Annotated in this window: 7 protein-coding genes; 6 read left to right on the forward strand and 1 reads right to left on the reverse strand. The window is 44.5% G+C overall.

Going from position 1 to position 13,053, the window contains the following annotated elements; genetic code table 11:
- Window positions 1-51: 51 nt before the first annotated feature.
- The 3 genes from NVS78_RS12605 (at window position 52) to NVS78_RS12615 (ending at window position 5,621) form a co-directional block, all read left to right on the forward strand.
- The gene (locus NVS78_RS12605; protein WP_286359497.1) at window positions 52-3,378 is read left to right on the forward strand and encodes a SusC/RagA family TonB-linked outer membrane protein; all 3,327 of its coding nucleotides are present in this window, start codon (window positions 52-54) and stop codon (window positions 3,376-3,378) included.
- A gap of 13 nt (window positions 3,379-3,391) precedes the next feature.
- Window positions 3,392-4,750 carry a RagB/SusD family nutrient uptake outer membrane protein gene (locus tag NVS78_RS12610; RefSeq protein ID WP_286359498.1) on the forward strand — a complete coding sequence of 453 codons (1,359 nt, stop codon included), beginning with the start codon at window positions 3,392-3,394 and terminating at the stop codon, window positions 4,748-4,750.
- 136 nt (window positions 4,751-4,886) lie between these two features.
- On the forward strand, window positions 4,887-5,621 hold the full coding sequence (locus tag NVS78_RS12615; RefSeq protein WP_286359499.1) for a LytR/AlgR family response regulator transcription factor: 735 nt from the start codon (window positions 4,887-4,889) through the stop codon (window positions 5,619-5,621).
- 63 nt (window positions 5,622-5,684) lie between these two features.
- Here the strand turns inward: NVS78_RS12615 and NVS78_RS12620 are convergent, their stop codons facing one another.
- A complete protein-coding gene (locus tag NVS78_RS12620; RefSeq protein ID WP_491896685.1) occupies window positions 5,685-6,722 on the reverse strand; it encodes a YeiH family protein in 1,038 nt (345 codons plus the stop codon).
- A gap of 512 nt (window positions 6,723-7,234) precedes the next feature.
- Here NVS78_RS12620 and NVS78_RS12625 point away from each other — a divergent pair.
- From NVS78_RS12625 to NVS78_RS12635, 3 genes are read left to right on the forward strand one after another with little or no spacing between them, the layout of a single operon-like run.
- Window positions 7,235-10,633 carry a SusC/RagA family TonB-linked outer membrane protein gene (locus NVS78_RS12625; RefSeq protein WP_286359500.1) on the forward strand — a complete coding sequence of 1,133 codons (3,399 nt, stop codon included), beginning with the start codon at window positions 7,235-7,237 and terminating at the stop codon, window positions 10,631-10,633.
- Between the two features lie 18 nt (window positions 10,634-10,651).
- Complete coding sequence (locus NVS78_RS12630; RefSeq protein ID WP_286359501.1) at window positions 10,652-12,271, forward strand: RagB/SusD family nutrient uptake outer membrane protein; 1,620 nt, start codon at window positions 10,652-10,654, stop codon at window positions 12,269-12,271.
- Between the two features lie 18 nt (window positions 12,272-12,289).
- Window positions 12,290-13,042 carry a DUF4843 domain-containing protein gene (locus tag NVS78_RS12635; protein WP_286359502.1) on the forward strand — a complete coding sequence of 251 codons (753 nt, stop codon included), beginning with the start codon at window positions 12,290-12,292 and terminating at the stop codon, window positions 13,040-13,042.
- Window positions 13,043-13,053: the final 11 nt, after the last annotated feature.

Raw genomic sequence — 13,053 nt, forward strand, 5'->3', positions numbered from 1 at the left:
AACCAAGATGTGTACTTGCGTTCAGAAAACTACAATTTAAAACAAACGAAAATGAGAAAAATTTTATTGTTAATTGCTCTGTTCTGTCCGCTTATGATATTTGCCCAAAAGGACAAGGATATCAGAATAATTAAAGGCGAGGTGTTGGATTCGATTACCAAAGAACCTTTGATTGGAGCGACAGTATTTATTGACCCTGAAGCGGTCGAGGCGAAAAATTTCACCCCGCAGGGGACGGCTACGGATTTGGAAGGTCGTTTTGAGATGAAGTTACCGAAAGCGGTGAAATACGTGATGGTTAGTTATATAGGATACCTTACCCAAAAGGTGGATGTCAGCAAAGGAGAGGATTTTAAGATCCTTCTGAAGTTGGATCAGAAGCAATTGGATGAAGTGGTCGTTTATTCGACCGGTTATCAACAGTTGGATAAGAGAAAGGTTACTTCTTCGATGGTAAAAGTGGATATGGCCGATATCAAGAGAGTCGGGGTTGCCAGTGTCGACCAGCTGTTGGAGGGACAAGTTGCCGGAATGACTTCTATTCCTACGAATGGTGCTCCAGGTGCTCCTAATAAAATGCGTATCCGCAGTACGGTTTCCTTGACCGGAAGTACCGATCCATTATGGGTGATGGACGGAATGATTCTGGAGGGGAACGATATTCCGGCCAATTTTAGCGATAAAGATAATATTGATGAACTGTATAATACTTCCATCGCGGGAGTGAACCCGGCTGATATCCAGGATATCACGGTATTGAAAGATGCCGCGGCTACGGCTATTTATGGTGCTCGTGCCGCTAATGGAGTGATCGTTATTACCACTAAAAAAGGTGCTAAAGGTAAACCGAGGGTAAACTTTTCAGGAGGTGTTTTTTATACCTTGAAACCGGATTTGGATAAGTTGAGGTTGATGAATGCTTCCGAGAAAGTGGATTTTGAACTGGATATCGCTTCCCGGAGTGATTTGGATTATAGGAGCGAATACGGGGAAGTTTCCCGTATCTTGTCCCGATACGGTCAATTGGATGCTCTTCGTCAGAATGGTTTCAACGGTATATCCTCTGATGCTCAATCGGAAATAAACGCGTTACGTAATATCAATACGGACTGGGGAGATGTGATATACCGGAATGCCGTGAACCAACAATACAATTTAAGCGTATCCGGAGGTTCTGATTTAGCCAGATACTATTTTTCAGGAGGATATTATAACGAGGAAGGAACAACTCGCGCTACCGATTTCGAACGTTATAATTTAACGATGAAGACCGATTTCGATCTGTTTAAAAATTTCAGCGTGGGAGTCTCTTTGTTCATTACAGACAGTAAAAGGAAAAGTTATTTGACCGACGCAGACGCTTTTATTAATCCTGCTTATTACTCTCGTACGGCCAATCCGTACCTGAGGGTAAGAGATGAAAATGGAGACTACGTGTATGATAAGGATATCGAAGGATATAGCGGTCGGCACTTGGATTTTAATTTTGTCGAGGAGATGAACAATACCGATTATACCTTGAAAAACCGTTCCATTAAGCCGATGATCTCTATCGATTACAAGGTGGCTTCCTGGTTAAAACTGCAAACTCAATTCTCTATGCAGTTGGAACATACCGCTTCGGAAAAGATTGCCGATCAAAATACCTATTATGTTAGAAAATACAGGGAGAAGGCCAGAAATAACGAGGGAGTCTCTTTCTTGCCGGATGGAGGTATTATCCAGAATGCGACGACGGATATGAACCAGTATCAGTGGAAAATTCAGGGAGAGTTCGATAAGGTTTTTGCCGATAAACATGCTGTCGATGTGATGATGGGACTGGAAATGCGGGGAAGTAAAACAACCGATATTCAAACGAAAGGCTTCGGTTACGATCCGAACTCTTTGACGACCAAACCGCTGGTATTCCCGGAGGGAAGTCCGATGATAAACGATGCCTCTTTCCGTCAATATAAGAAGACGTTCAATGAAGATCGATTCCTCTCTTATTATATGACGGCATCTTACACGTATGATTATCGTTATACATTCTTCGGAAGCTTGCGTTACGACGGATCCAATATGTTCGGTGTCGACCGGAAATATAAATATTTACCGTTGTGGTCTGTTTCTGCCGCCTGGAACATCAATCAGGAAAGTTTCTTAAGGAACGTGGAGTGGATATCCGATTTGAAATTAAGAGCCTCTTACGGAATTCAGGGGAATGTAGATAAAAATACTTCGCCTGAGATCGTAGGAGAATGGGGCAACATAACGATTCTTCCGGGGAATAACGAATCCAACATTACCGTGAGTTCTCCGCCTAATCAATATTTGCGTTGGGAAAAAACAAAGAACTGGAACGGGGGATTGGATGTGGCCGTCTTGAATAATCGGATCGCTCTTAGCGTGGATGTATACCATCGGGTGAGTGATGATTTGATCGGTATACGGGCTTTACCCGGAGAAAACGGTTTCAACTACTCGACGATGAACTGGGCGAAGCTGACCAACAAGGGATTTGAGTTTTCATTGTCTACGGTTAACGTGAGGACCAAAGATTTCAGATGGGCTATGGATTTCAATATCGCTCATAACAAAAGTAAAATCAATAAAGTCAACGTGAGGGAAAATTCGTACGAACCTTCAAGAGAGGGTTATTCCGTGGGAGCTGTATTCTCCTTGAAAACAGCCGGATTGGACGAGAACGGTTTACCCGTATTTTTGAATAAGCAAGGAGAAAAAGTTTCATTCTACGATTTTTATGGATTGGAGTACGGATATATGATGGGAGGTTTGATTCCTTTCCTGAAGAGTAACTTGACGGCGGAACAATACCGGGATCTGTTTACCTATGAAGGAACAACGGAACCGAAATTTACCGGGGGATGGATCAACCGGTTCTATTATAAAAATTTTGATTTGACGGTATCCGCTTCCTTTATTTTAGACCAGACCGTTCAGGAAACCCCGTTCTACAATCCGACTTCGACCTCTCCGGGACAAAACTATTCCAAGAAAATACTGGATGTGTGGTCTCCGAGTAATCCGAACGGGAAATACCCCCGGATTTTAGGAACAAACACGGAAGGAGCGGATAATTGGGCTTACCAATGGATCGGAGGAATGGACCAGGGCTCTTCTTTTAAAAATTATGATATTTGGTTTAAGCAGATGAGCTATATGAGAATCAACAGTATCCGCCTGGGATATACAATACCCGAGAATGCCATGAAAAGGATCGGTTTTGCTTCCGCACGGGTAAGCTTCGAGGCTCGTAATCCATTTGTTTTCGGCGGAAGTTATAAAGGGTATTTCGATCCGGAGACCTATGGAAGTATGTATGCTCAGCCGTTGGCAAAAACCTTCTCTTGTGGTCTTGATTTAACATTTTAATTAGGAAGAATATATGATGAAGTACATACAATATATCGTAGTTTCGCTGGTTCTGTTTACATCATGTAATTATTTGGATGTGGAACCGGTAGGGAAAGTGATTCCTGATGAGATTTCCGAGTTTCGTGCATTATTGACCACGGCTTACGGTACTTATCCCCAATATAAACGTTTGTTGACGGTTCGTTCGGATGAAGTTTTTCCGGATGCGTACGGGTTATCTTACGAAGACCATATTGACCTGGCGACTTGGAATGACGAGAATCCGGATCCGATTACCCCGACTTATCCTTGGACGGATGCCTATAAGACGATATTTTATGCTAATAGTGTTATCGAAGGCGTGATGGATGCCAAAGAGGATGTGAAAACGGATACGAGGGAACAATTATTGGCAGAAGCCTATTGCCTGAGAGCTTACATGCATTTCGACCTGTTGAATCTTTACGCGAAATGGTACACCCCGGAGACTGCAACTTCGGACAGAGGCATTCCGCTTTATTTGACGATAGATATCGGACAGGAATTCGTGCCTTCAAGCGTAGAGAATGTATACAAGCAGATATTATCCGATATCGAGGAGGCCGGGAAATATATGCAGGTAGTGGAACAGCCTGCGGCTACTCGTTATCGTTTTTCCAAGAAATCCTTAAAGGCTTTTGAAGCAAGGGTACGTTTATATCGGGGCGAATGGGAGTTGGCACAAAAAGCTGCCGAAGATATTTTGCCTCAATGTCCTTTGGAAGATATTGTAACGGGGACGGTAAAGCCTTGGACAAGCGAGTCCAAGGAGGCTATTCTTTCCATGGAACAAGTTTCCAGTACGGTGATTCGGGAGGATATGTATGTTTTGGATAACGTTTTGAGTAAATACGATATGGATAAAGAGGGAGAGGTATATAAAGATGCGCGTATAGGACTCTATCTACGACCCGGTTATGCAGCCGCTTATGCCGGAAAAGGGGGGACACAGGGAGAAAAGGTAAGTTTTCGCAGTTCGGAAATCTATTTGATCGCCGCGGAGGCTGCAGCTCGCCAGGACGGTAAATTGTCGATAGCAAAAAATTATTTGTTGACCTTGCTGAAAAATCGATTGCAAAATAGTTATTACAATGAAAAGGCTACTGAAATTGAAGCTATGAATCAACAGCAATTGATCGACGAGATCATGAACGAGCGTGCCCGGGAATTGATATTCGAGGGACATCGTTGGTTCGATTTGCGGCGTACGACTCGCCCCGAGATCGTGAAAGTTTATTTTGATGCTAATTTTGATATGCATACGGCTACGTTGCAACAGGATGATCCTAAATATATTATTCCGTACCCGGAGGAGGCTATCCAGAATAATCCTAATTTGGGTGGAAGATAAGTAGTAATTAAAAACCAAGAGGGAAAAGCAGTGAACGAAAGTTCACTGCTTTTTTAATTTGCAATTGTCAATCGTTATTATTTTATCTATTTTTGTGAAAAGGGAGGGCAAGGGCTCTGAATTAAAATCGATAGATATGAATGCTGTTATCATTGAAGATGAGTATTTGGCTGCAACTGAATTGGAAATGCTGTTAAAAGAGGTTGCTCCGGACATTAAAATAGAGGTGAAATTAGATTCGGTAGCGGATAGTGTGAGATGGTTGAAAAAGAACCGGACGGATTTGATTTTTATGGATATTCATTTAGGTGATGGACAAAGTTTCGATATTTTCGAACAGGTCGAGATCCATGTTCCGGTCATTTTTATTACGGCTTACGATGAATATGCCTTGAAAGCTTTTAAATATCAAGGAATCGATTATATCTTAAAACCGTTCGATAAAGAAGAACTGCAACGGGCCTTGTCGAAGTTAGGTACACTTCGTTCCGATTCCGCTCCTTTCCCGACAGCCTCCTTGTCTATTTTTCAGGAGCGTTTCCTGGTAACCGTCGGTGCCAGGATGAGATCTGTTGCGGTGCAGGAGGTCGCTTATTTTATGGCAGACGGGAAGTATCTTATCCTTTTTACCCGGGATGGACAGAACTATATTCTGGATCAGACCATAAGCGGTATAGAAACTAAGTTGAATCCTCTTCATTTCTTCAAAATAAACCGGAAATTTATTATCAATTTTGCGGCAATTAAAGAGATGGTTCGCTATTCCAATAGCCGGATCAAAGTTATTTTATCGCCGCTCCCTCCCGACGGTATAGAATCGATTGTCAGTACGGATCGAATACAGGAGTTTAAGCAATGGTTAAACAGATAAAAGAATTTAGTGATTAGGGGATTTAGTGATTAACAGTCAATCGCCTAATCACTGAATCGTCGATTAAATAAGATATGGGCTTAAATATTTTACTAATAAATAACCGCCGCCTAAAAGCCAGACATAGAGGACTAATGCCAGAATAAACGGTTTTGCTCCTGCTTTTTTAAATTTTTCAATACTCGTTTCTGCCCCGAGAGCCGTCATGGCCATGGTTAATAAAAAGGTATCGAAGTCATTGATAAAACCGATGACCGGTTGAGGCAAGAGATTAAAAGAATTGAATCCGATCACGATCAGAAAACCGAAAGCGAACCAGGGCACTGTTATCTTCTGTCCTCCGGTTTGTTGTTTGTTTTTATTTTTTCTGGCACGGGCTACCAAATAACTTACGATCAGTAAAACGGGAACAAGCATGATGACCCGGATCATTTTGACGATAATGGAAACTGCCGCGATCTCTTCTCCCATGGCATTTCCTGCTCCCACGACATGAGCTACCTCATGTAGCGTTGAACCGGTATAAATTCCCATTTGTTCGGGATTTAAATTCACAATACCGCTTTTGTAGAGCATGGGGTAGATGAACATGGAGATGGTTCCGAAGATAACGACAGTAGATATGGCCACGGCCGTTTTGTAAGGTTTGGCTTTTATGGTCGATTCCGCTCCCAAAATGGCTGCCGCTCCGCATATTCCGCTTCCGATAGAGGTCAGCAAAGCTATGCCTTTGTCCATTTTGAGTAGTTTGCCGATAAGTACGCCTCCGTATATCGTAGTCGTTACGACGACCGCATCGATCAAAATGGCCGGTAATCCTACGGCTACAACGTTTTGAAATGTCAGCCTGAATCCGTATAGAATAATACCTAAGCGCAAGATCTTTTTAGAACAAAATAAGATTCCCGGGACCCACGTTGCCGGTAATCTGTTTCGTAAGCTATTGGCATATAGCATACCTAAAATAATACCCACGATAAGGGGGCTAAAAGACAGTTTTTTTACGAAGGGAAATTCACTAATGTAAAATGCTGCACAGGAGAATAAGGCGATCAATAAAACGCCGTGGAGCATATTGCCTCTTTTTTCACTTAATTTCATTGTATTGTACTTATTAATATTGTTGGTTTAATCTCTTTTAAAAGCCGGTGCGAAGAAACTAAATTTTTTTACGAAACATAAGATATAAATTGTTATTCGGTATAACTTTTATTTATGGAGAAGAGATAAAACAAAAGGGTATGACAAGGGCTTTTCTATTTGAGCATCTCGATTCTTTGTTTCTTACGGGTATAGTCGATTGATTGTTAGTGATATAAAATATTTTTATAAAAAAACGAGTTTTTCATTCCCCATAAAAACGTTTTTTTGTGTTATATAAGTAGTGAGCGATGAGTCATTCTTAAAAGGATCGTTTATTGATGTTATGCTTTTTTTGATATAGAACTCTCCGATACTTCCCTTAAAAACGCCATTTACTCTAATTATTAAATAGTTAATAAATATTTACACGAATTCCATATTTATTGTTTTTTTCGTGTCAATAAACGATGGTTTATAGCCATTATTTGATGTTTCTTTTAAATAAGTTGCATAACTAAAACAAACAATTTATGAAGAAAATTCTGACATTGTGCCGGAGGTATCCCGGAAGGTTGAAAAAAGAGGGAGTCGTCTTCGGTTGGGCATTACTATTCGTTTTGTCGGGTGTATTGAATGTTCGTGGAGCGGAGAGCCTCAAATTCGAGCAAGAGGTGAAATTGTCCATGAAAAATGTTTTTTTGAAAGATGTCATGTGGGCAATAGAGCACCAGACAAAGTTCATTTTCATGTATAACGAAGAGGATCTCGATAAGGTCGGTAAAGTGAATGTCGAGGTGCGAGCTTCCGATATCGAGGAGATTTTAAGCGTTTGCCTAAAGGGCACGGGGTTGACTTACGTGATTCAGGATGCCGTGATCGTGTTGAAACCCGTGATAGAAGACAGGAAAACCAAGAAAATCAAAGTTGCTGGAAAGGTGACTGACGAGAAAAAAGTACCCTTGCCGGGGGTCACGGTATTGATAAAGGGAACGACTTTGGGAACGGCCACGGGCGTGGACGGAAAATACTCCTTGTCGTTACCGGACGTGAAGAATATCACGTTGGTATTTTCCTTTTTAAGTATGAAGACCCAAGAGATCAAATACACGGGACAGGATACGATCAACGTGGTCATGAAAGAGGATTTGCAGAAGTTGGAGGATGTGGTGGTAACCGGTTATTTGAAATTGAAAAAAGAGAGTTTTACCGGGAATGCGACGACCGTGACAAGAGATCAATTGCTGAAGGCCAATAATAAGAACGTTATTGCAGCGCTTCAAGCGTTCGATCCCTCTTTCCGGATCAAGGAGAATAAACTGTTCGGATCGGACCCGAATGCCCTACCCGAGTTTACGATCCGGGGTGAAGGAAGTCTCGGTATCGAGCGGGGACTGGATGTGGAAAAAAATCGTCGAACACAACGTACCGCGTTGAAGGATAACCCGAATCTGCCTATCTTTATCTTAGACGGGTTCGAGGTTGCCGTTCAGAAAATATACGATATGGACATGAACCGGATCGAGAGCATGACCATTTTGAAAGATGCGGCAGCCACGGCCATGTACGGTTCCCGGGCGGCCAACGGGGTCGTCGTGGTTACCACCGTACCTCCTGTACCCGGAGAGTTGCGGGTATCTTACAATTTTACCGGGGGAGCGGAGTTCCCGGATCTTTCGGATTACAACTTGTGTAATGCCGAGGAGAAGCTGGTGGTGGAAAAATTATCCGGAAAATACATTCAGGAGGATGGCGACGCCGGGATGCAATTATTAAAAGACCTTGCTTACAACGATTTGGTAAACGAGGTACGTCGCGGGGTAAAAACCGATTGGTTGGCCCAACCCCTGCAAAACGTGTTCAATCACTCGCATAGTTTGAATGTTTCCGGGGGAGTGGAAAGTATCCGTTACGGCTTGGACCTGAATTACGGGACGCATAACGGGGCGATGGCCGGTTCTTACCGGGACAATGCGGGGGCCGGTTTGACGTTGGATTACCGGAATAAAGGGTGGTTGCAGATCATGAATTCCGTTTCGTTTAACGTGACCCGGTCACAGGACTCTCCTTACGGGTCGTTCGATACTTATGCCAAATTACAACCCTATTACGCTCCTTATTCAAACGACGGGGAGTTGTTGATCAGGCTGAAGAACGATGAGGTTAACCCGCTTTACAAGGCCAAGCGATTGGGAAGCTACACGGGGAGGTCGCGTTTGAACGATTTGACCAACAATTTCAGTATTAATCTTACGATTTTACAGGGTTTCACGTTTAAAGGTCAACTTTCGTTGACAAAAACCGATTCGGAAACGGAATCTTTCTGCGACCCGAAGGACCCTTTTTTCAGCACGGCTCCGACCCGGGAACGGGGTGTTTTGTCTGTTTCCGACGATAAAAGTTTTAACTGGAATGTAAATGCCATGTTTTATTATAACCGTTCAGTCGGGAAACACTTTATCAACGCGACGGCGGGTTTAAACGTGCGGGAGACTCACGGGAAGAGCACCTCTATGCGGTACAAGGGATTTCAGTTGAGTAATTTGCATTCTCCGACCTATGCGGCCATGCAGGACGGTAAGGCAAGTGTCTCTTCCGACAAGAGTCGTTTGTTGGGGATTTTAGCTTCCGTCAACTACTCCTACAATAATATCTACCTGTTCGACGGTTCTTTCCGTTTGGACGGGTCGTCCAAGTTCGGTAAGGACAAGCGTTTTGCTCCCTTTTGGTCCGTCGGGGCGGGTATGAACGTGCATAATACCGAGTGGTTGAAAGATCATTGGCTGATCAGTACCTTACGGGTGCGGGGAACTTACGGGGTGACCGGTAACGTGAATTTTCCCCCTTACGCGGCCATCTCGACCTATAAGACCTCGGACAAGTGGTATTACGCCACCCCTTCCAATACCCTGATCGCCTTGGGCAACCCGAAGTTAACCTGGGAGAAGACCTATACCGTGGATTTCGGAATGAACTTAGGGTTGTTTAACGAGCGGTATTGTCTTGAATTCAGCTATTACCGGAAAGATACTAAAAATCAATTGGAGCAACTCTCGATACGTACCTCTTCCGGCTTCTCCGGTTTTTACACGAATGCCGGTTCTGTCAGGAACAAGGGATTCGAGATCAAGGTAACAGCGACTGTTTTACAGACTCGGGATTGGACGGTGGCCCTGACCGGAACTTTAGCTTCCAACACGAATAGAATCACGAAATTGGGACAGGAAGCCGAGCGATACAACAAAAATATTCAGGATTTTCATAATAGTAAAAATGAGGAGGGAGGAGATGGTGAATATAAAGAGTTGCTTTATATTCCTTTAACCCAGTATTACGTGGGAGCTTCCACCACGGCCATTTACGCGGTTCCATCTTACGGTATCGATCCGTCGAACGGGCAGGAGTTGTTCCGGAAAAGAAACGGGAGAAGTACCTATGTCTGGAACGCGGCGGATGAGGTGGTCGTGGGAGATAAAAGCCCCGATGCGCAAGGATCTTTCGGGATCAACATCGGTTGGAAAGGTTTCTACGTGAATACCACTTTCCTTTACCAGTGGGGAGCGCAGGATTACAACGAGACGTTGATCAAAAAAGTGGAAGAGGCGGATATCGACGGGGGAAACGTGGATCGCCGGGTATTGACGGAGCGTTGGAAACGGCCGGGCGATATCGCTCCTTTCTTTGATTTGAAAGCGAGAAAACAGACACAGCCGACTTCCCGTTTCGTTCAGGACAATGATTACGTGGCATTTAGCGGCCTTTCCTGTGGTTACGATTTCAATCAGGAGCTGATTCGTAAATTCCGCTTGACCTCCTTGGGGCTGCGTTTTAACGCGAACGATATTTGCCGGTGGTCCACGATACGGCAGGAACGGGGAACCAGTTATCCCTATGCCAAGAATTACAGTTTTACCTTGACGTTAGGTTTCTAATTTTAAAATGAAAGGATCATGAAAATAAAGATACAAATCATTCTTTTAATCTCCGGGCTGTTTTTCGGTTCTTGCCGGGATTGGCTCGATCTGCAACCGGAAGGGGAGGCAACCAGTGACGAGTTGTTTACTACCGGCGACGGCTACCGTTCCGTTTTGGCCGGGATCTATCAGGCTATGACGTCCAAAAATTTGTACGGGGTGGAACTTCAATTCGGTATCGTGGATTGTATCTCCCGGCAATACACTTGGAATTGGCAATACTCGGACGACGGGAAAAGCATGTATCGGAGCGCCGGTAGTTTCGACTATTACAATGTTTCGTTAAGGCCGACTATCGATGCGATTTGGAAAGACGGCTTTAACGTGGTGGCCAACGCGAACAATTTGTTACAAAATACGGAGAAGGCCTCCCCGGACCTGTTTGCCGGGGGAGAGACGGAGCGTAGATTGATCATGGGCGAGGCCTATGCCTGCCGGGCTTTGATGCATTTCGATATCGTACGGCTTTTTGCCCCGGCTTTGATCCATGACGACGGAGAAAAGCGGGTTCCTTACGTGGAAGCGACGCCCAATATCCAGCCCGATGGAATCGCGTTAAAACCTTTTCTCGAAAAGGTGATCCGGGATTTGAAAACCGCCCGTGCGCTGACGATTGAGTTCGATACTTCGGCTTTGGGAATGAGCATGAGCGCTACCGGGAAAACCCGTTTCGAGGGCATCGTGGAATCCGGAATGGAGGGGTTTAATAAAGAGAACACGATAGACGGTTTTTATACCGGGCGGGGATACCGGTTGAGCTATTACGCCATTACCGCTTTGTTGGCAAGGGTGTATCAATACGCCGGGATGTACGAGGAGGCTTTCCAGATGGCGGATACCGTGTTGAATTTTAAAGCGAAAGGGGTAAACTGGGCTTCTTATGATATGTTCTCCACCGAACAGTTTTGGGCGATTCAGAATGACGATAACGAACGAAAGGAAGATTTGAAACTCACCTCCAATCTGATTTTTGCTCTATATAACGAGGAGGCTTACAACGACTATAAGCTTGGAGATTTTTTCCGGAAAGAGGCCAGTGGAATGACACAAGGCAATTGGCTCGCTCTGGATGAGAGAAAGCAAAAGATATTTCTGAACCCGAGTGATTCCTATGACGAATCTCAGATGGATATTCGTTCCCGCTATCTTCTGTTTCAACCGGGAGGTTTATGGGGATATAAAATATCGGCCAAATGGTATTGTAGCGACGACACGAAAATACGCCGGAAGAATGTTCAGATTCTTCCCGTTATCCGGGCCACGGAGATGCGCTACATTATGGCCGAGTGTTATGCGCGTAAGGGGCAATTTGACCAGGCATACGATATCTTAAATACCGTTCGCCGCAACAGAAGTACCTCTGCCCATGTCGGAGGTGGTGTCTGGGCCACGATGAAAGATCTTCCTGTTACGACGGATTATGCCTCTTTTCAACGGGATTTGGTTCGCGATGCGCAACGGGAATGGATATCCGAGGGACAGTTGTTCTATCTTTACAAGCGTTTGGGAGCCAAGATATTTATGCAAGAGGGAGAAGAACGCGAATTGAGTAAATCCGAATATATGTTTCCGATACCGGATAATCAGAGTATGTAATCTTAAACGACACGAGATATGAAAAGATATTTGTTATACAGTATGGTGGTTTGGATCGCCTTTTTTACGGCTTGTGAGGAACAGTATATCGAGCCTTTCGGAGACCGGCACGAGGTGTATTTTAAACGATTTTTTAAAGACGAGGCGGCACCCGGAACAGCGAAGGCCGACTCCACGAACGTGACCTTCTTTTTTGCCAAGCCTACGGACACGTTCGTGATGGCTGAGCTGGTGGTAGTGCTTGCCGGACGCCCCCTGGCCAAGGACTTGCATTTCGGGTTAAAAGTGGTGAAAGAGATGACCACCGCCAACCCGGACGAGTACGAATTGGCGGATTCCTACACGTTTCATGCCGGTCCGATCCCGGAGGATTTGGATATGTTTCAGGATACGATTCGAATCCGGATGAATAAAAGCGACCGTTTGGGCGATATGGAGAATGGGGTACGTCTGGTCGTGGAGTTAGTACCGGGCGACGGGTTAGCCGTGGGACAGTTCGAGCGTTCCCGGGCGGTAATCCATTTCACGAAAGACGCCGTGAAGCCGGAGTGGTGGGACCGGGAGGTGGAATTTTACTCTCTGGGCTCCTATTCGTCTCTAAAATACAGGACTTTCTTGGAGAATATCGAGGGGGCGTACGACTTGAACGCGGAGATGGTCAGGGATCGTCCGGATAAGGTACGGAAATTGGTTATCGCTTTTAAAGAATGGTTGGCCGACCATCCGGTATGGGACGAAGAGAATAATGAATGGATGTCTGTTAATGTTTAACGTGTTAAATA

The organism is Gabonibacter chumensis (assembly GCF_024741215.1).
GTDB classification, from domain to species: domain Bacteria; phylum Bacteroidota; class Bacteroidia; order Bacteroidales; family Marinifilaceae; genus Gabonibacter; species Gabonibacter massiliensis.

What these genes read in the sequence shown, in the direction of transcription:
- NVS78_RS12615 (WP_286359499.1), top strand. Translation starts at nt 4,887, where the DNA reads ATGAATGCTGTTATCATTGAAGATGAGTATTTGGCTGCAACTGAATTG.
- NVS78_RS12625 (WP_286359500.1), top strand. Translation starts at nt 7,235, where the DNA reads ATGAAGAAAATTCTGACATTGTGCCGGAGGTATCCCGGAAGGTTGAAA.
- NVS78_RS12605 (WP_286359497.1), top strand. Translation starts at nt 52, where the DNA reads ATGAGAAAAATTTTATTGTTAATTGCTCTGTTCTGTCCGCTTATGATA.
- NVS78_RS12635 (WP_286359502.1), top strand. Translation starts at nt 12,290, where the DNA reads ATGAAAAGATATTTGTTATACAGTATGGTGGTTTGGATCGCCTTTTTT.
- NVS78_RS12630 (WP_286359501.1), top strand. Translation starts at nt 10,652, where the DNA reads ATGAAAATAAAGATACAAATCATTCTTTTAATCTCCGGGCTGTTTTTC.
- NVS78_RS12610 (WP_286359498.1), top strand. Translation starts at nt 3,392, where the DNA reads ATGATGAAGTACATACAATATATCGTAGTTTCGCTGGTTCTGTTTACA.
- NVS78_RS12620 (WP_491896685.1), bottom strand. Translation starts at nt 6,722, where the DNA reads ATGAAATTAAGTGAAAAAAGAGGCAATATGCTCCACGGCGTTTTATTG.